This is a genomic window from Streptomyces sp. NPDC045287 (genome assembly GCF_056432325.1).
In genome coordinates, this window is record NZ_JBWKJG010000026.1 from 1 (window position 1) to 19,539 (window position 19,539).

Sequence of the window (19,539 nt, forward strand, 5' to 3'; positions counted from 1 at the left end):
CTCCGACGCCGAGACCTACGACCGCCTCATCGTCGAGGTCGACGACCCCCGCACCACCGTCGCCCTCATCGAACGGGCCGTCACCCGCGGCTGAAACGCCCACCGGGGCCGTCGCCCGGCCGCACGGCCCGCGCCCGCCGCGGCCGGACGCCCCCCGCCCCGCGTCGGCACGGGCCGCGGGCCCGGACCACGAAGGCGACCCGCGCCCCCTCGTCCCGGCCCGCTCCCGTCCTTCGACAGCCCCCTCCCGGAGGACGGGAACGGGACGCCGCACCGCGCGGGGCGCCTTCGACCGGCCGCCGCCCGGCTACCGCAGGGCGTAGAAACGCACGGGTGAGTTCGGTTCGAAGCCGATGCGCCGGTAGACGGGCGCCCCCGCGGCGGTCGCGTGCAAAGTGGCGCGGGTCAGCCCGGTGGCCCGGGCGCCTTCGTACAGCGCCTTCCGCGTCACCGCCTCGCCGTACCCCCTGCGCTCCCACCGGGGGTCCGTGGCGACGAGTGCGACGAAGAGGCGCCCCTCGGCTTCCAGCGTCCCGGCGCACGTCACCGGAACACCGTCCCGCACCCCCAGGTAGGCGCGCACCTCCTCCTTCCACAGCGTGGAACCGGCGAGACCGTCGCGGCCGTGCTCCAGCGGGAAGCCGTAGGCGCGGGAGTTGAGGTCCGCGTAGGCGCGCACCTGCTCGTCGGTCCTCACCCGGACGAAAGTGAGCTCCGGGTGCGTCGGCTCGGGAACGGGGAGCAGGTCCCCGGCCATGCCGGTGCCGGGAAAGGCGTACGCGAGACCCGCCCGTTCGGCCGCCGCCGCGAGGGCCGGGCGCGCCTCGGGGTCGAGGAGGTCCTCGAAGACCCACAGGAAGCCCGGATGCCTCTTCGAGCGCATGATGTCCGCCGCCTCGGCCAGACGCCGCTCCACGAGCGCCGTGTCCGCCCCCACCTCGGTCAGCACGACGCAGTTCCAGAAGGCGAACCGGCAGTCGGCCCAGCGAACGGAGATCCCCGGAAGGTCCCGCACGTCGGCACGCGCGTCCCGGTCGAGCACCATGGACCGCCAGGCCGCGGCGAGTTGCCCCACCGACTCGACCGCTTCCGCACGACACGTCATCGTCACTCCTTCGATCATCGAGTGTTCTGCAAAGCCGCCCGAGTGACAACGACCGCAGCCGTCCGACGATTCGGGCCTCCCGGCCCCGCCGCACCACGGGCCGCCCGTGACCCGCGTCGCCGGAGGTGGGCGCATCCGGTGCCGGGGACCCCGCGGGGTGCCGGGCGGGCGGGGCGCGGGCCGCGGGCCGCGGGTACGAAGGGCGGGCCCGGCCGGCCCGTTGAGGCGCGGACCGCTCGACGCGCGACTTCCGGACCCCGCGCGCTCACGGGCGGGCTCCCGGTGCCGCCCCGGGACCCGCCTGCGCGCCGGGGGAACCCCGGGCGTCCGCCGGTCCGGCCGGTGCGGACCGCCCACCCGCGTACGCGCACCGGCGTGACCGTCGTACGCCCCGGGAAACCCGTGCGCGACCGCGCACTCCGGCCGGCCGGCCCCGCCGAGCCGGAGCGCTCGGCGTCGCGGCACCTTGATCGAGCGGGGGATCGAGGTTTCGCCGTGAACGCCTGGTCCGGGCATGATTCTCACCGTGCGTGAGGACATGGCCCGGGGCGGGCACGGGCGGTACAGGCTGACGGAGACGGAGCACGGGCACGTCTGGGGGGTGTGCGCCGCGGCGGACGGCCTCTTCGGGGAGCCCCGGCGCGGGACGTACGAACTGTTCGACTGGGTACCGGAAGGCGCCGGGCCGCACGGCTGGGTCGGCAGCCGGGTGTGGCTGGTGCCGGACGACGAGGCGCTCGGCCCCTGGCTGCTGGAGGACGCGGAGGTCCCGGGGCGGCCCGGGACGGACCACCTGGTCCTCACCGGCCTGGACGACTACGAAGGCCCGCCCGAGGGGCACAGGGGACGCGTCCGCGTGCACGACGAGCGCCGCTGGCTGGGCTCCTGCCGGGAGTTCGCCCGTGTCCTGCCGCCCGGGCGGCTGCCGCCCCCGCTCGTCCTGAGGGGACTCGCCCCGGGCGCTCGGTTGGGGGCGGCCCTGACGAAGGGCACCCGGCGGGCGCTGGACCTGGAGCAGGCCGCCCTGGAGATACAGGACGACCAGGGCGGGCCGCTGGTCGAACGGCTGCTCTGGGCCAGGGTCACCGCCTGGCGCCCCTCCTGCCACGGCACGGACCTGATCGACCTGGAACTCGACGGGTACTTCTTCGCCCCCGTCCCCGAACACGCCCGGCCCGTCTGGGAGCGGTGGCTCGCCGGGCCGCCGGACACCCCGGGCGCCTGGGCCGACCTCGACACCCGGCGGCGCGGGGCCTGGCTCGACATCGTCCGGGAGCGGGCCCGCTGGCGCACCGACCCCGACCGGCCGACCGGTCACGCCTACGAACTGGACGGCCGGCACGTCACCGACGAACCGGGCCTCTACCTGGCGCTCGGCGAGGCGGTCAACGGGCCGGGCGGCTACTTCGGCGGCTGCCCGGCCGCCCTCGCCGACTGCCTGGGCGGCACCTTCGGCCACACCCCTCCCGCCACCCTCCTCTGGCGGGACGCCGCGACCGCACGCGAGCACCTGTCCCACGCCCTGACCCCGGACGGCCAGCCCTACGACCTGTTCGCCACGGCCCTCGAAGTCCTGACCGAAGGCGGCGTGCGCGTCACCCTGGCGTGAACCGCGGCGCACCGACCGGACGGGGCACCGGTACGGTCTGCGGCCGGCGCGCCGGGCGCCCGTTCCGGCGGCGGCCCGCGCACGCGGTCCCGCTCCTCCGGCGCGGGCGGGCGGACACCGGCCCGGCCCCGCCCTTCGCGGGTGGGAACCCGGGTCCCCGGCGGGACGGACGGGGAAGGGCAGGGATTCGACGCTCGTACGAACGTCGAGAAGGGAGCCGCGCCAGACGCCGGTTCGAGTGGTTTACCGGTCCCGTCCGTGTGAACGCGCTTCCTCCGCGTCGCGGATACGCCAAGAGTGACATGCGATGAGCACACAAGACATGAGCACTCCAGACGTGAGTATCCCGCCCACGAAGAACACGGACGCGTCGAGCGAGGAGCGACTCGCTCCGGACGTCCCGCGCGCCGCGCGCCCTTCGCCTCCGCCGCACGGCGCGCGGCCCTCACGGCGCTCCGTGGTCACGGCGACCGGTGCCTCGGCGCTCGCCGTCGGCCTCACCGCCGCCTCCGCGGCCCCCGCCACCGCGCTGAGCCCCGCCACCGCGCCCGCGACGGCGCCGGCCGAGGTCCCACCCGGCGTCGAGCCCCAGGCGTACACCACGGTCGCCCGCGCCATCGTCGTCCACGACGAGCACGACAGACCCCTCGTCCCGTCCTACGTGAAGACCGTCGAGAACGGCCTGCCCCCCAGCCGGGCGAAGGCGACGAAGCGGGTCCTGGTCGTCGGGGCCGGACCGGCCGGCCTGCTCGCCGCCGACCTGCTCAACCGGGCGGGCCACGACGTCGTCGTGATCGAGGCCAACGGCAACCGCGTCGGAGGCCGCGTCAAGACGTTCCGCAAGGGCGGCCACGAGAACGCGAAGCAGCCCTTCGCCGATCCCCGGCAGTACGCCGAAGCCGGCGCCATGCGGCTGCCCGACAGCCACCCGCTCCTCATGGCACTGATCAAGAAGTTCGACCTCGCGCTCCAGGAGTTCCACCTGGTGGACGTGGAGGTCGACCACCCGGAGAAGCGGGCCAACCGCACGTGGATCCACGTCAACGGGATCCACGTGCGCCGGGCCGACTACGAGAAGAGCCCCGAAAGGGTCAACGACACCTTCGGCGTCACGGGCCCCCACCGCACGAAGACCGCCTCCGCCATCCTCGCCCACGCCCTCGAACCCGCACACCAGCTCATCCGGGGCAAGGAGGGCACCGCCCTCGTCAACGGGTGGGTCGAGGTCCTCAAGAGGTACGGCAACTGGTCCATGTACCGGTACCTCACCGAAGCCGCCGGACTCGACACCAGGACCATCGACCTCGTCGGCACCCTCCAGAACCTGACCTCGCGGCTGCACCTCTCCTTCCTGCACAGCTTCCTGTCGAGCGCGCTGATCGACCCCAGGACCAAGTTCTGGGAGATCAAGGGCGGCTCCGGGGTCCTCGCCGACGCGCTGTACGCCCCCGTGAAGGGAAAGGTGAGGCTCGACAGGCGTGCCGTACGCGTCGAACGCGGCGGCGGCAAGGTCAGGGTGCACACCGTCTCCGAGGGCGGCCGGACCGGGGAGAGGGGGGTCACGGAGGTCTTCGAGGGCGACGAGGCGATCATCACCGTCCCCTTCTCCGGATTACGCCACGTCTCCTTCGACCCTCCGCTGACCTACGGCAAGCGCCGGGCCATCACGGAACTGCACTACGACGTCGCGACCAAGGTGCTGCTGGAGTTCTCCCGCCGGTGGTGGGAGTTCACCGAGGAGCAGTGGAAGGAGGCGCTGAACTCCATCGAGGACAAGCTCTACGACAAGTACAGGGCGGGCCGGGTCAAGGACGGCAGGTACCTCGGCGCGCACGGCTCCGTGAAGGACCTGGGGGTGACGATCCCCGGCGGACTCAAGGAGTGCTTCGCCGCCTTCCGCCCCGCCATGAGCGGTGAACCCGACGCCGCTCACGTCCGGGGCGGCGGCTCCGTGAGCGACAACGCCAACCGCTTCGTGTTCGAGCCCTCGCACCCCGTGGAAGGGAGCGCCGGAGGCGTCATGCTCGCCTCCTACAGTTGGTCCGACGACGCCCTCAAGTGGGACGCGTACCCCGACGACGAGCGGTATCTGCGCGCGCTCGCCGGGGTGCAGGCCGTCTACGGCCGCCGCTGCGAGGTCTTCTTCACCGCCAAGTGCAAGACGCAGTCGTGGATGCGCGACCACTACGCCTACGGTGAGGCGTCCGTCCTCTTCCCCGGCCAGCATGCGGAGCTGTTCCCCGACATCCCCACCTCCGAAGGGCCGTTGCACTTCGCGGGGGACCACACCTCCGTCAAACCCGCCTGGATCGAGGGCGCCCTCGAATCCGCCGTCCGGACGGCCCTGAAGGTGCACACCGGCTGACGGGGACACCGGGGGCCCGGGCCCGCGGCCCCGCTCGCCGGGACGCCGCCCCGGGCTCCCCGCCCCTCCGGCACCCGCGAGGCGGACCGCCTCCGGGCCCTCCCACCGGTCGTCACGTGACCGTGCGGCACCCCGGAGGCGCGACCATCGAGTACGTGCGGTTCCGCGCCACCGCACGGTCAGCACCCTGATGAGCCGATCCCACCCCGAAGCAGACGGCCCGCCCCCCAGCGCACCCGGAGGATCGCGGCGCCCCGCAACCCGGCAACCCGGGGGCCGGGAAACGAGCGCGGAGGAACCGCGTCCGCGCACACCGGCTCACGCTTCACCCTCCGGCGTCGAGAGGGTGGGGCCCACCTCACCGGCCGCCCGTGACCAACCGCGGTGACCGGCCGTCAACGAAGCGCGCCGGGGGCGACTGCGCCTGAGTACGCGTACTCAGCCGCCCGCGCCGCTTGGCCCTGACGGGGCCGGTCCGCGCCCACCACGATGGAGTCCCCCGTCGAGAGAGGTGTTCATGGGCCACGACCTGCAACTGCGCGTTGCCACTCCGGAGGACCGCGAGTGGATCCACGAACTGCGCCACCGGGTGTACGCGCAGGAACTGGGCCAGCACGCGCCGGATCCGGCCGGGCGGCTCCGCGACGGGCTGGACGGCGACAACGTCTACCTGGTCGCGGCGCGAGGCGCGACCCGGATCGGCTTCGTCAGCCTGACTCCGCCCTGGTCGGGGCGGTACGCGCTGGACAAGTACCTGACCCGCGACGAACTGCCGCTGCTGGCCGAGAACGACCTGTTCGAGGTGCGCATCCTCACCGTCGAGCCGCGCTGGCGGACCACCGCGGCGGCGCCGCTGCTCATGTACGCGGCGCTGCGCTGGATCGCCGCCCGGGGTGGCCGCCGGGTGGTGGCGATGGGACGCACCGCGCTGCTCGACATGTACCTGGCCACCGGCCTGCGCCCGGTCGGCCGCACCGTCCGCAGCGGTGCGGTGACCTTCGAGGTGCTGACCGGCGGCGTGACCGAGCTGACGAAGGTCGCGATGGACCGCTACCGCACCGCGCTGAAGCGTCTGGAGTCCGAGGTGGACTGGCGGCTGGACGTGCCGTTCGCACCCCGGCCGGACGGCTGCGAACACGGCGGCGCCTCGTTCACCGCCATCGGCACGGACTTCCGCACCCTGCACCGGCGCCACCGGGTGGTGGCGGCCGACGTGCTGGACGCCTGGTTCCCACCGGCCCCCGGGGTGCGGGCGGCACTCGCGGAGGACCCGGCCTGGACCGCTCGGACCTCGCCGCCGTCCGGCGCCGAGGGCCTGCTGGCGGAAATCGCCGCGGCCCGGGCGCTGCCGGCGGAGGCACTCGCGGTCGGCGCCGGTTCATCGGACCTGATCTTCAGGGCGTTCGCCCGGTGGCTGACACCGGAGAGCAGGGTGCTCCTCATGGACCCGGGCTACGGCGAGTACGCCCACGTCACGGAGAGGGTGATCGGATGCCGGGTGGACCGGTTCCGGCTGCGCCGCGAAGACGGCTGGCGGATCGACCCGGCCCGGCTGTCCGCCGCCGTCGGAACCGGCCGCTACGACCTCGTGGTGGTGGTCAACCCGAACAACCCGACCGGACGCCACGCGCCGGCCGCGGAGCTGCGCTCGCTGATCGCCGCCGCGCCGGACCGAACCCGGTGGTGGATCGACGAGGCGTACCTGGGCTACGTCGGCCTGACCGAGTCGCTCGCCGACCTCGCCGCGACGGACCCGCGGGTCGTGGTCTGCAGCTCCCTGTCGAAGATGTACGCGCTGTCCGGTGTGCGGGCCGCGTACCTGGTGGCCGAGCCGACCACCGCGGCGCGGCTGCGCCGGTGGACGCCGCCCTGGCCGGTCAGTCTCCCGGCGCAACTGGCCGCGGTGGCGGCCCTGCGCGACCCGGCGTACTACGGCGACCGTTGGCTCCGCACCCACGCGCTGCGCCGGCGACTGGCCGTCGACCTGGCCGGGCTGGACGAGGCCGTGGTGGTCGAGGAAGGGGTGGCGAACTTCCTCAACGTGACCCTGCCGCCCGACGGGCCGAGCGCCGCGCACCTGGTGAACGAGTGCCACCGCCACGACGTGTACCTGCGTGACCTGTCGCCGCTGTCGCCGGAGTACCAGGGGCGCACCGTGCGCGTCGCGGTCAGGGACACCGCCGAGAACGCGCGCGTCGTGGCCGCGTGCCGGGCGGCCCTGGAGGCGCTGCGGCCGGGGCGGTCCTCGCCCGTCCCCACGCCTCCTGGCGTCCCCGCCGGATCCGCCCGATGATCACCACGGCCTCCCTGGCGCCCTACCTCGGTGGGGCACTGGCGCTGGGCGGCGTCGCGGTGGTGGCGTCCCGACGCCGTGAGCTGCTGGTCCGGTGGTGTGCCTGGGCGGTCGGGGTGCCGCTGGTCACCGGCGCGTTCTGGTGGGGCCGCCCGGGCGCCGCGGCCGTCGCCATCACGGCCGGGGTGATCGCGGTGATGGAGTTCGGCGGGCTGATGCGGCTGGGCCGGGCGGACCGGGTGGTGCTGGCCGCGGCGGTGACGGGCGTGGTGCTGACCGCCTGGTGGGCACCCGGCCAGGTGCTCCGGGCGGTCGGGATCGGAGCGCTCGCGGTGGCCGCGGTACCGCTCCTGTCCGGCGACGCCGACCACGGCCTGCGGCGGCTCGGCACCGGCCTGCTCGGGCTGGCCTGGCTGAGCGTGCTGGCCGCGCTGGTGCCGCTCGGAGCGAGCGCGCTCGCGCTCTTCACGGCGGTCTCGGTCGCCGACATCGTGGCGTACTTCGCCGGTCGGCGGCTGGGCGGGCCGCGGCTGTCGCCCCTGTCACCGGCCAAGCGGTGGAGCGGGACCCTGGCCGGGGCCGCGGCCGGCCTCGGCACGCTCGCCGTGCTGTCCGTGCCGAGCTGGCCGATGGCGGTTGCCGTGGCGGTCGGCGGTCCGGTCGGCGACCTCCTCGAATCCATGGTCAAACGGGGGGCGCGGGCGAAGGACGCCGGGCGTTGGCTCCCCGGCTCCGGTGGCCTGCTGGACCGGATCGACTCGCTGCTCGTCGCACTGGCCGTCCTGCTCGTCCTGCGCTGACCCGCGCCGCCCCCGGCCGGACGGCGTACACGGCCGCGAAGGGCCGACCCCGACGGACGAACCCCGCGGAGGAGAGCGGCTCGCACCGGTGGAGGGCCGGCTCCCGCCCCGGGACGTCTCCGCCCCGGGACGGGGGCGTCCCGGGAAGCGGGTCGACGCGCGGGCCACCTCCCCCTCCACGACCCCTACGGCGAGAGGGCGACGAGCACTTCGCGCAGCGAGGTGACACCGTCGGAAGCGAGGAAGTGACCGGCGCGGGGGACCACGTCCGCGGTGACGCCGAGCAGGCCGGCGAGACGATCGGTGTGACCGGGGGGAACGTACGGGTCCGCGTCCGACCGGATGACCGTGAGTCGACCGATGCGGTCGCCGAGCCCCTCCACCTCACAGCCGTCACCGATGTAGGAGTCCAGGACCGGGAGCGCGGGGAGCGGGTCGACGAATCCGGAGACCAGCACGAGCGCGCCGAGGCGCCAGGGGCCCGGGAGGGAGCGCAGGTGGCGCAGCACGGTGAGACAGCCCAAGCTGTGCGCGACGAGGATCGTGTTCTCGTCGACGGTGCCCACGTCGGCGCGTACGGCCTTTGCCCACCGCGCGGGGTCCGGGGCCAGGGGGTTCGGAAGAGCGGGAATCGTGGTCGGGACGCCGTCGGCTTCGAGCTGTTCGGCAAGCCAGCCGAACCAGTGGTCTCCGGGGGACGCGCCGTAGCCGTGGATGATCGAGGCGCGCCGCCGGGTTGTTCCTGTTGCCATGCCACAGGACGGTATGGGTTCACGCCAGCGTGAAGGTCAAGCCGATGAGGAGGATTGCGGGTGCTGATCAGCGAACTCGCCGAACTGACCGGCGTGAGCGCGCGTGCGCTGCGCCACTACGAGGAACGCGGCCTGCTGGCCCCGGCCCGCAACAGCAACGGGTACCGGGAGTACGCCGAGTCCGATGTCACGCGGGTGGCCCAGATCAGGACGATGATCTCCGCTGGCCTGGGAACCTCGACCATCCAGCGGTACCTCGACTGCGCGCGCACCGGCGATCACGGCACGTTCCTCGAAATGTGCCCGGACCTGCGGGCCGAACTGGACGCCCTGGCCCGCCGGCTCGACGCCGAGCAGGCCGAACTCCGCGCGAAGCGAAGCCGCTTGGACGGGCTCGTGTCACCACCCCTTCGGTAGCCTCCGCGGTGTGTTCAATCGCGCTCGCGCCGCGCTGCCGCCCGCGTCCGGGACTCGGTCGGTCCCCGGGGCCCGTCGCGCGGCGGCGCCGTCACGCGGCACGTGCCGCACGGGGACGGAAAGCCCCCGGCGGCCCGGCTGTTCGGGCTTCGCCGTACCGACCGGGAACTCCGCCGGCAACGTCGGAGCGCGTGCCGGCGGAGGCGGGAGTGAACCGTCTCGGTGCGGTCAGTCGGCGGGGGCGGCCTGGTAGAGGCCACGGCCGGCGCGGTGGGCCCGGGAGGTGGCGACGAGGCGGTCGAGCGTGCTGCGCACGGCGTTGATGCTGCCGGGTGTGTCGTCGCGCTTCAGCGCCTGGTTGACGTCGCGGGCGCGGACAGGGGTGCTGCCCGAGTCCTTCAGCGCGCTCAGCACCTGCTCGGTGAGTCCTCCGCCCGCCTCACCGGATGCGGCGGCGGTGGTCTTCTTCGCCGGTGGGGTCTTCGCGCGCTTGGCGGGAGCGGTCTTGGCGGAACGGCGCGTCTGCTTCTGCTGGGAGGTCTTCTTCGCGGGCGGCTTTCCCTCCGTGCGCGTGGTGGCCTTGCGCGGGGTGGGCCGGGCGGGGGTGTCGGTCTGCGGTGCGGCGGGGGTGTCGGTCTGCGGCGCGGGAGGGGTGTCCGCCTCGTCCGCGGGGTGCTTTTCCTCGTACGTGGTGGCCTTGGGACCGGTGGCGAGTTCCGCTTCCGTGCTCGCCGAGGGGGCGGGCTTGGTGTCGGGCTCGCTGAGGGCGGAGGCCGGCTGCCGCACCGGACCGGTGGCGGACAGCGTCTGCAAGGCGGTGAGCGCGCCGCGGACGGACTCCAACCGGTCGGTGACGGCGACGAGTTCCTTCTCAAGGTCCTGCTGGCGTTCTTCCAAGCGGGGAAGTTCGGCCTGGAGAAGGGCGATGGTCGCCTCGATACTGCCCGGCATGCCGTTCGTAGAGCTCACGATGTCGCCTTCCATTCCCGTGCTGTGTTTGTTGCACTGGTAGTCGTGTGACTGCAGTGCAGCATAGGTCTACTTGCGCCGTGACGTCCTTCTTCTGCCCATTACGCAAGACACGAAGCCCGAGGCACCGCTGACGGCGGGCCCTTCCCGCGGGACGGTTCGAGCCCACGACAACGTTCCTGACCTGGCTCAGCGGCCACGAGCTGACCCTCACCACACGCCGCCGGGCCGGCACCGGCCGCTGCCGCGCGGAGGAGCCGTCGACCGTCCGGTCACTGGCGTTGGGTTTCCACGGGTGAGGGGGTGCGCGGGGCCTCCTTGGGAGGTGGGGGTGGCGGACGCCGCCGGTGCCGCGTTCGTCGGAGGAGGCGGCCGGTTGCGCGGAAGACGGTCCGTCGAGCGGGCGTGGCACCTGGCACGTGGCGCCCGTCGGGCGACCGGCCGCAGCGACCTCGCTCCTGCACCTGGCGGCGTGCCGGGCGAGCACACCGGCAGTGAGCAGGGATCCGTCGTCGGGGTGTGTGGACACACCCGTCGCAGGCGGGGAGACGAGGGCGACGCGGAAGGCTCCCCTTGATGGACGGATCAGGGCTGGGGCGGGGCGCGGACGACGGGTGGGTGGACGTCGTTCGCCGCGGTGCCTCCGGGCTGCTGCACCGGGTGGCGGGGGACCGGGAGCGGGTGGGGGAGCAGGTTCGGCCGGGCGGTGTTCAGGACGTTTTGGGCAGGGGGCGCGAGTTGCGGGCGCACGATCGGTTCGTGGACGCCGCCGAGCGGAGCGGTGACCACGACGGGCGATGAGGCGGATCCGCCGTCCGCAGGCTCGGCAGACCGCCCCCTGCGGACGGCGGATTCCGAAAGGGCCACCCCGCCCGGGCGGGGAGCACCTGGCGGCGCGGCGCGTCGGCGTGGATCCGCCGGACTCCGGAGACCGGCGGCGGGCCGCCCCGCACGGGACGGCCCGCCGCACTCGACCATCGGCTCCGCGGCCTCGCGCGACGACAGCGGGGAACGGCGGTACGGCCGCACGGGGGCGGATGGCCCCGGTCGGGCACCGGGACCCCGCCGACGGCGAAACCACGGTGGACGAGGCGGAGGCCGCCGAACGTGCCGGGCCGAACCGCGCGCGGGCCCTACGGGCCGTGCGCGGACCCCGCGGGGCCGGGCCCGCCGCGGCGTCAGCGGCGGTCGGCCCGGTGGCTCTCCGGCGGCCCCAGGTAGCTCGGCTCCAGCCCGCCCGTGTCGACCACGAGCCTCTGCACCACCACCGTCGGGTCCACCATCCACAGCTTCAGGGTGTGGGTGCCCGGCCCGGCCACGGTGTGCTCGGTGACCGTGAGGTTGGTGTTGTCCGAGGTGTTCCGCTGCCACTGCTTGTTCATCGACGTGTCGTCGGCGCCCGTGACGCGGGTGACGTTCACCGTCCGGGGCGGCGCGTCGTCGAACGACACCGCGTACCGCAGGCCCTCCGTCGGCAGCACGTTGTTGCGCGGTGACAGGTACACCAGCACCCGCACCGTCCCCGGGTCCGTCGTCAGCGTCACCTCGTACTCCAGGCGCGGGCCGTTCCCACCCGGCGCGCGGCTCGGCGCCGTCACCGGCCACGGCGTCATGCCCGACCCCGTCCGCCCGATGTCCGGGATCTCCCGCCAGGTCACCCCGCCGGCCCCCACCGCCCGGGTGGCGTGCGCCGCCTCCATCGCCACGTACCCCGACGCCTCCACGAATCCCCGGCGCCCTTCGCGGACTCCGAGCCGCGGGTTCTCCACGCGCGCTGTCACCCGCACCGTCCGGCCGCCCGGCCCGTGCACCGTCAGCGGCACCTCGGCGGTCCCGCGCGGCGCCCGCCGCCAGTCCACCCGCACCGTGGCCCGCACCTGGTCCGTCACCCGGCCCCGCGCGGGCTCGACCGCCAACCACGGCACCGGCGACTCGATCCGGTACGCGAACGCCTCCCGGCCCCGGTTGAACACCTCGACGTACGGATCGGGCGCGGTCCGGTACGGGCTCAGCACGGGAAGCACCGCGGGCGCGTCCGAGGCCGGCCACCACGCGTCCGAACCGTCGATCCCGACGCCCATCTCCGCCCCCGCCGGGACCTCGACGCGCTTGACCGCCGGGAACACCTCGTCGGGCAGCGCCACGTGGTTCGGCGTCTGCGGCTGCTGCCAGGGCGCGTCCGGGCCGTACCGCGCCACGTCCCCGTAACCGATCTTCGGCTGGCTCTGGAAGCCCTTCCACTTCCCCCCGGCCAGCGTGTCGTAGTGCTCCGACAGCGCCCGGTCGTCGGCGAAGCGCGCGTCGGTGACGTCCGCCAGCGCGTTCGCCGCCGCCCGGCCCTGCGCCGCGTAGTGCAGGTTGGTGAACTCCGCCTCGCGCAGCGCGTACAGGTTCGCCGTTGCCTTCACTTGGTAGAGCACGAGCTGGAAGTACGCGTCCTGCCGCTCGGCCGGGAGCCGCGCCCCGATCCGCTCGGCGCGCGCCGCGAGCCGCCGCCACTCGTCGGTGACCCGCTCCAGCTCCCGGTAGTGGTTGAGGTGGTACGGGCTCTGCTGGTCGTCGTAGACCACCGCCGAGGAGTCGGTGGCCGGGTCCTTCGCCGGGTCCAGGGTGATCCGGCGGTTCAGCAGCTCGGGCTTGCGGCGCGCCTGGAGCACGCCGTACGCGTGCAGCACCTCGGCGATCGCGGCGGCGTACCGGGGACCGAAGTTCTCCTCCGCGTACGCCCGCTCCCACTCCTCCAGGCGCTCCAGCGGCCAGCGGGCCGGGTCCCACGCGTAGTCGAGGAAGAACTGGAGCGGCAGCTCGTGGTTCTTCATGTCGCCGACGTTGACCACCCACAGCCGGTCCACGCCGTACGCGTACGTGAGGTGGAGCTGCTCCCAGGTGGAGGCGAGGTTGACGGTGTCGACCCACTTGTAGTTGCGGCCGACGCCGACGTAGTCGAAGTGGTAGTAGATCCCGTAGCCACCCGCGCGCGGCTCCATCGACGGGTCCGGGAGCTTGCGCATGTTGCCCCAGTTGTCGTCGCAGAAGATCACCGTGACGTCCTCGGGCGGGCGCAGGCCCTCGTCCCAGTACCGCTGGACCTCCTTGTAGAGCGTCTGCACCTGCGGGATGTCGGTGAGCCGGTCGGCCCCGACCTCCTCGGCGAGGATGCGGCGCTGGGCGGCGAGGATGGACTCCATCAGCTCGATGCCGTCGCCGTCGGGCAGGCTGACGTCGCCGTTGCCGCGCATGCCGAGGGTGACGACGCCCTCGAAGTCCTGCTCCACCATGCGGCGGACGCCGTCGCGCCAGTACGCCTCGATGGCGGCGCGGTTGCGGCGGTAGCTCCACTCGCCGGTGCCGCCGTACGGGTCGCGGCCCGGGACGGTGATGTTCCCGGCGGCGTCGCGCTGCGCGGCGACGGCGTGGCGGTTCCACTCCTCGATGCCCCGCATCATGGGCGCCTCGTGGGAGGTGCCCATGACGATGCCGTAGCGCTTGGCGGTCGCGTGGTTCTCCGGATCGTCCTCCGCGAAGGCCCGGCCCCACACGGCGGGCCACAGGTAGTTGGCCTTCAACCGCAGCATGACCTCGAAGACCTTCTCCCAGAACTTGCTGTTGAAGCCGTTGGGGTGCCCGGGCGCGAGGCCGGGGCCGAAGTACGCCGGGGCCCACGTGCCGAGCGCCGGGTTCTCGTCGTTGACGAAGAAGCCGCGGTACTTCACCGCCGGGGTGCCCTGCGTGTGGCGGCCCGGCAGCACGTACAGCTCGTCGTGGCGGTGCGGCGGCACGTCGTCCCAGAAGTGCCACGGCGACACCCCGATCTGCCGCGACACCTCGTACACCCCGAAGATCGTCCCGCGCTGGTCGCTGCCCGCGACGACGAGGGCGCGCCGCACGCCCGGCAGCGGATCGCGCACGATCTGCTGGAGGGACGTCTCCCACTTCCCGGCGATGCCGGACACGTCCAGCTTCCCGGCCCCGACCAGACCGTCGATCAGCGGGCTGCGGCCCAGCGTGCCCACCAGCACGACGTCGCGCGCCCCCGCCCCCGGCAGGCCGTGCGCGACGGCGGGCTCGGTGCCGGTCACCCGGCCGATGTCCGTCCGCAGGTCCCCGACGACCCGCACCACGCCCGGGTGGTCGCCTTCGTCGACCACCAGCGGCGCCGCCCGTCCGCCCGCCACCAGCGGAAAGGCGTCCCGGACGGGGACGAAGGACACGAACCGGCGGTGCGGGCCGGCGCCGGACCCCGGCCTCCCGGCAGCGGCCCCCGGCCCGAACGGCGAGGCCGGGGCGGCGCCCGCCGCGGGGGAGGGGGCGGCGACGGCGGTCACCGCGGTGGCCACGGCCGCCGCCAGCACCGTACGCCGACGGGGGGAGGGGGAAGCGGGCGTGCTTCCTCCGAGGGACCTGCTCATGAACTCGACCTCCGGAACAGAACGATCGGGACGGGGCGGAAGGGTGGGCGAAGGGAGGGAGGGGCGGGGGCGTGTGCGGGGCGCGTCGCCTAGCCGCGGGCGCCCCGGAACAGCCGGACGGGCACCGCGTCGGCCAGCAGGCCGTAGCCGTGCGGGTTCAGGTGCAGATGATCGCCCGAGTCGGCGGCGGGCAGCAGCCGCTCCCGAGCGGCGGGATCCCGCACCGCCGCGTCGAAGTCGATCACCGCGTCGAAGCGGCCGCTGTCACGGATCCACGCGTTCACCGTCCGCCGGGTCTCCTCCCGCAGGCCCTCCGCGTCGTCGTACATCCCGTTGCCGCCGAACGGCAGCAGGGTCGCCCCGTACACCTCGATGCCCTGGGCGTGCGCGCGGACGACGATCTGCTCGTACGCGGCGATCAGCCGCGCCGCGACGTCCTTCTGCGCGGCGGGCGTGGCCGGCGCCGTACCGATGTCGTTGATCCCCTCGAAGACGACGAGCCGCTCCACGCCGCTCTGCGCCAGCACGTCGCGGTCGAGGCGGGCGAGGAGGTTCGGGCCGAGACCGTCGTTCAGTACGCGGTTGCCGCCCGCCGCCTGGTTGAGGACGGCGGTGTCCACCGTGCCGCCGGGCCGCGACAGCAGGCGGTCGAAGAACTGGTCGGGCCAGCGGTCGTTCCTGTTGGTGGTCGACCCCCGCCCGTCGGTCAGCGAGTCCCCGACGATTGCGACCGCGGTCGTGCGCGCCGGCGCCCACGTCTCGATCCCGCTCAGGAAGTACCAGTGGTCGGTGGGGGTGGCCCCCGGCAGGTCCACGGCGTCGGTGTGGTCACCGGCCAGCAGGTGGGACGTGGTCCTCGACCCGGGGTGCGAGGTGATGTCGCGCGACGCCTGGCCCTCGGCCAGGTACGTCGTCACCGTGAGGTTGCTCCCCGCCGCCACGTCGAACGGCAGCGGGTCGGACACGGCCTGCGCGCCCACCGGCACGGTCGTCGAGGTACTTCCCTGGAAGGTGACGGGGCGGGCGGAGCCGGCTTCGATCCCGGCGACCCCGGCCCGGCCGCCGGTCGGGCGCGCCACCGACACCGAGGTGAGCGGCAGGGGCGCGCCGCCGAAGGCGTTGGAGAAGCGCAACCGGATCCGTTCCCCGCCGACCGTGACCCGCACCGTCTGGCGCAGGGTGCTGTCGACGAGGACGGCGTCCTCCTGGGTGAACGGCGCGGGCGGCATGTTGCCGGGCTCCGTCAACTGCGGCATGGCCGTCCAGGTGTTCACCCAGTGCCGCCCTCCCGGGGCGGTGCTTCCCGTGCCCGACGCACCCGACGCTCCGCCGGTGGAGGCGGTGGCCAGGAGCGCGATCACGAGGAGGCCCACGGCGGCGAGACTGCTGTGGGATGACGTTCTTCGCACGGTGGTGCCGTCCCTTCATGGCGCCGACCGTCAGCGCAGCCCCGTGGACCGCGCAGTCGGGTATGACGGCGAAACATTTCGGAAAGGTGTGTTCACGCGGTCTCTTGCGGAGCGACGACGACGTTAGGCAACCATCTTTCGGCACGTCAAGGCGCGTACCACCGAAATGTTTTCGAAAGAGGCGGTCGAAACCCGTAAGGCGCGCTGGACGTCTGGAACTCGTCCTCGCCGGGTGCGGTCGAGGGGCCGTACTCCGAGGCTGGTGACCGCCGGTGGTCACCGGTGTCCGAGGGGCGGCCGGTACGCGTGTTCGCCCCGGGCCGCTCCCACCCCACGGAGGGGCGCCTCCTCGCCGGGAGGGTGCCGCAGGGGCCACGCCCGCCGTCACCGGCCCGGCGCCCGGCCGGGGCGGGAGACCGGCCGGCCTTGCTCGCGCGATGCGCCACCGTCCTGACGGCGAGTCGGCCGCGAGCCCGAGCCCTTCGGAACGGTCCTTCAGGACGGCCTTTCAGCGGGCTTCGGCGCGGCCCTTTGGAACGGCTCTTCAGCGCGGCCCTTTGGAACGGCCCTTCGGAAAGCGGCGGCAGGCGCGCTGGTCCGCAACGGTCGCCCCCGGCGCCCCGCCGCCCCACCGGTCGAAACGGTGCCCGCGGGGCCGGAACACGCTGTCACCCGGCCGTCCGGGCCGCGAACCGGCCGCGGACCACGGGCCGTCCGCCGCCGTCGCCCCGCTGCCCGCGGACCGGCCCTCTGCCCGGACCGCGGAGCCGTCCGCACACGGTGGAACCCGTCCCGGCGCCCGGCCGGCGCCACCCGGTGAGGCGTGGGGCGAACCGGCTCCGTCGCGAGGCTCGCCCCCCTCGCGGTCGACCTCGTCGCCGCGCGGGCATCCCGCCCGAGACGCTCCGTGCGCCGCGTCCGGCGGCTGGCCCGGCTCGGACCCCGCACGAAAACGCCCCGGCCGGTGTCCGGCCCACCGCGGAGGGGGCCCGGGCACCGGCCGGGGCGGCTTCGGCGCGGGGGTCGTTCAGGCGCCGACGACCAGTGCGCCGAGGATCATGCCGCCGACCAGGCCGACGGCGCTGACCACGATCGCGACCGTGGCGAGTCGCTCGTGCCGGACGGCCTTGGCGATGATGGCCAGCACCAGGCCGATCACGCCGAACACGATCGGCAGGAAGATCAAAGCGACCACACCCAGCACGATCGCGACGATGCTCAACGTGTTGTTGGCCGACGCGCGCTGCTGTCCGGTGGGCTGGTTGCTGTACTGCGTGGTCATCTGCCACTCCTTCAGGACGATCACCCTGAGACCTGATCCGGAGGCGGACCGGCCCGCCACCCGGGTACCCCGAAGACCGTGGCGAACACGGGGACTTGGGAGAGCGCGCCGGGAACCCCTCCGCCACCGGCCTGCCGAGCGTTCGCCACCCCGCTCCGTCCCCGCCGCCGGCCTGTGCCGTTCCGCCCTTCCGCTCGGACCCGCGGTCACCGTTCCGGGCGGTCCCGGGGGCAGGTGCGGTTCGGCCCGGAGCGTCGTGGGGGAGAGGAAGGGGCGGCGGCGGTGCTCGGCCAGGCCGCGCGGCCGTGTTCTCCGACCGGTGGGGCGGCACCGGGAACGACTGACGTGAACGACTGACGTGAACGCGTTGGGACCGACCGGCACACCGCGGCCGGGGCCGCCGGTGGGGGAGACGGGCGCCCGACCCGTGGCGCGGGCCGCAGCGGCACCCCTCGGGGTGGCCGGCCGACGATGCGCTGTTCGGCCCCCTGCCCCGGGAGCGGGCGCTCTCTCGGCGCCTTCGCCTCCTGGGAACGACTGTGCCGGCTGCCGCGCCTTCAGCGCACGGCCCGGTCCGCTGCTTCTCGGGTGACGTCGGCGTAGAGGCGGAAGAGGGTCGGGCGGGCTTCGCCGTGGTCGTGTTCGGACAGGGCCGCCCAGCACCGGGCGATGAGCTCCCGGGCCTGGGTGCCGGGCCAGGGCCGGGGCAGGAGCTGAGGCGGCAACAGCGGGTCGGGGTCCATGGCACGGGTGAGTTCGGCCGCCAGCTCGACGGCGATGGTGAGCAATTCGGACGGGGAGAGCCCGGCGGAGCCGGTGAGCCGGTCGAGGCGGGGCCGGGCGACGCGGCTGAGGCGGTGGTAGCGGTCGGCGATCTCCTCCAGGGGCCACAGGCGGCGGGCGAGTTCGGCAGGCTCTCGGATGCCGCCCCTGCGCAGGTCCGTCGTGCTGAGGAGGGTGAGCGCACCGTGGGCGCCGAGGCGGTGCGCCGCGTCTTCGACGTACGACTCCCAGGCGTTGGCGCAGACGTACAGTCCGCCCTGGAGCGGGGCGCCACCGAGGTGGACGAGCGTCTCGCGCAGGGCGTCCCGGGCCGTGCGCGCCGATTCGGGCACGGCGAAGGCGGCCAGGTGCCAGACGCCGTCCCAGGGGGCGAGCCCGGCATCCTGGCGGAACGCGTGCCGCAGGAAGTCCGCGTTGGGCGCCAGGGCCTGTGTGGTGTCCTCCGTGGCGTGCAACACGGCTTTGCGACCGCGGCCTTCGTGGGTGAACCGGCTCTCGGCCACGAGGCGTTTGACGCACAGCCGTACCTGCTGGTCGCTCATGCCGAGGGCCGCGGCGACGGTGTACAGCTCGTCCGCGCTGACCGTGCCGTCCTCCCGGATCAGCGCGTGGACGAGCATGCGGGTGGGGATCTCGACGTGGTCGGTCACGGTGTGCGCTGTCCTCTCGGTCCGTCCGCCTCGACGGGACGGTGCATGCTGGTCACGGCGCCGAACCCCAGCAGCCCGCGGAGACAGGGCGTGCGCTCGGTCCGTACGGCCGTGAAGCCGCGCCGCTCGTACAGGGCTCTGGCGCGCGGATTGGTGTCGATCACGTCCAGTCTGATCTCCCGGCAGCCCTGCTCCGCCGCGACGGCGGCCACTTCCTCGATGAGCAGGCTTCCGACGCCGCGGCCGCGCACGTCCGGGGCGACGGCGATGCCGTCCATGACGAGCTGCCCGGGGGCCGGCCGGCGTTCGAACAGGGCGAGGAGCAGGAGGCGGTGCAGTCCTGCGAGGCGTCCGTACGCGCGCAGCACGGCGGAGGCCGACCCCCCGGTGAGGGCCCGTCCGCCGAGCTGGTAGCCGGCGAGACCGACGAGCTGCCCGCCGAGGAGCGCGCAGACCGCGCGGTCGGCGTTCAGGTGGGCGGCGATGAAGGGCACCGCCTTGCCCGGCGGGTTCAGCGCGGGGCCGAGTTTGCGGCCGAAGGCGTCCCAGTACAGCTCGGCCGCCCGCCGCTCGGCTCCGACCGGGACGCCTCGCCGGACCGTCACCGGTCCGGTCCCGGATGTCACGTCCAGTCCCATGCCGCGCCTCCTTCTCTCCGAGACTGAAATCTATCAGATGGCCGACGATCGTTCTCCT

At 74.2% G+C, this 19,539-nt stretch carries 13 protein-coding genes; 5 read left to right on the plus strand and 8 right to left on the minus strand.

Annotation, left to right across the window (positions count from 1 at the left end):
- Window positions 1–307: 307 nt before the first annotated feature.
- Window positions 308–1,105 (minus strand): GNAT family N-acetyltransferase, encoded by a 798-nt coding sequence (locus tag AC07D6_RS30330; protein ID WP_315876101.1) that lies wholly within the window; start codon window positions 1,103–1,105, stop codon window positions 308–310.
- Between the two features lie 514 nt (window positions 1,106–1,619).
- On the opposite strand from AC07D6_RS30330, the gene AC07D6_RS30335 reads away from it, so the two are divergent.
- The 4 genes from AC07D6_RS30335 to AC07D6_RS30350 all read left to right on the plus strand — a co-directional run bounded on the left by AC07D6_RS30335 (window position 1,620) and on the right by AC07D6_RS30350 (window position 8,172).
- Window positions 1,620–2,714 (plus strand): barstar family protein, encoded by a 1,095-nt coding sequence (locus AC07D6_RS30335; protein ID WP_479049689.1) that lies wholly within the window; start codon window positions 1,620–1,622, stop codon window positions 2,712–2,714.
- Window positions 2,715–3,036: 322 nt separating this feature from the next.
- Complete coding sequence (locus AC07D6_RS30340; RefSeq protein ID WP_479049691.1) at window positions 3,037–5,079, plus strand: flavin monoamine oxidase family protein; 2,043 nt, start codon at window positions 3,037–3,039, stop codon at window positions 5,077–5,079.
- 517 nt (window positions 5,080–5,596) lie between these two features.
- A complete protein-coding gene (locus tag AC07D6_RS30345) occupies window positions 5,597–7,372 on the plus strand; it encodes an aminotransferase class I/II-fold pyridoxal phosphate-dependent enzyme (protein ID WP_479049693.1) in 1,776 nt (591 codons plus the stop codon).
- Window positions 7,369–8,172: a phosphatidate cytidylyltransferase gene (locus AC07D6_RS30350; RefSeq protein ID WP_479049695.1), complete on the plus strand. Its 804-nt coding sequence runs from the start codon at window positions 7,369–7,371 to the stop codon at window positions 8,170–8,172. The genes AC07D6_RS30345 and AC07D6_RS30350 overlap by 4 nt, the downstream gene beginning before the upstream one ends.
- Before the next feature lie 185 nt (window positions 8,173–8,357).
- Here the strand turns inward: AC07D6_RS30350 and AC07D6_RS30355 are convergent, their stop codons facing one another.
- A complete protein-coding gene (locus tag AC07D6_RS30355) occupies window positions 8,358–8,924 on the minus strand; it encodes an RBBP9/YdeN family alpha/beta hydrolase (protein WP_479049697.1) in 567 nt (188 codons plus the stop codon).
- Between the two features lie 60 nt (window positions 8,925–8,984).
- Between AC07D6_RS30355 and AC07D6_RS30360 the strand changes: the two genes are divergently transcribed.
- Window positions 8,985–9,341: a MerR family transcriptional regulator gene (locus AC07D6_RS30360; RefSeq protein ID WP_315876096.1), complete on the plus strand. Its 357-nt coding sequence runs from the start codon at window positions 8,985–8,987 to the stop codon at window positions 9,339–9,341.
- A 228-nt stretch (window positions 9,342–9,569) separates the two neighbouring features.
- On the opposite strand, the gene AC07D6_RS30365 is transcribed toward AC07D6_RS30360, so the two are convergent.
- From AC07D6_RS30365 to AC07D6_RS30390, 6 genes are all read right to left on the minus strand, one after another.
- Window positions 9,570–10,310 (minus strand): hypothetical protein, encoded by a 741-nt coding sequence (locus AC07D6_RS30365; protein WP_315876095.1) that lies wholly within the window; start codon window positions 10,308–10,310, stop codon window positions 9,570–9,572.
- 1,178 nt (window positions 10,311–11,488) lie between these two features.
- The gene (locus tag AC07D6_RS30370; protein WP_479049700.1) at window positions 11,489–14,719 is read right to left on the minus strand and encodes a glycosyl hydrolase 115 family protein; all 3,231 of its coding nucleotides are present in this window, start codon (window positions 14,717–14,719) and stop codon (window positions 11,489–11,491) included.
- Between the two features lie 89 nt (window positions 14,720–14,808).
- The gene (locus AC07D6_RS30375; protein ID WP_479049702.1) at window positions 14,809–16,128 is read right to left on the minus strand and encodes an SGNH/GDSL hydrolase family protein; all 1,320 of its coding nucleotides are present in this window, start codon (window positions 16,126–16,128) and stop codon (window positions 14,809–14,811) included.
- A 1,027-nt stretch (window positions 16,129–17,155) separates the two neighbouring features.
- A complete protein-coding gene (locus tag AC07D6_RS30380; RefSeq protein ID WP_479049704.1) occupies window positions 17,156–17,410 on the minus strand; it encodes a hypothetical protein in 255 nt (84 codons plus the stop codon).
- A gap of 557 nt (window positions 17,411–17,967) precedes the next feature.
- The gene (locus tag AC07D6_RS30385) at window positions 17,968–18,843 is read right to left on the minus strand and encodes a PaaX family transcriptional regulator C-terminal domain-containing protein (RefSeq protein ID WP_479049706.1); all 876 of its coding nucleotides are present in this window, start codon (window positions 18,841–18,843) and stop codon (window positions 17,968–17,970) included.
- Window positions 18,840–19,481 (minus strand): GNAT family N-acetyltransferase, encoded by a 642-nt coding sequence (locus AC07D6_RS30390; RefSeq protein WP_479049708.1) that lies wholly within the window; start codon window positions 19,479–19,481, stop codon window positions 18,840–18,842. Before AC07D6_RS30390 ends, AC07D6_RS30385 begins: the two co-directional genes overlap by 4 nt.
- Window positions 19,482–19,539: the final 58 nt, after the last annotated feature.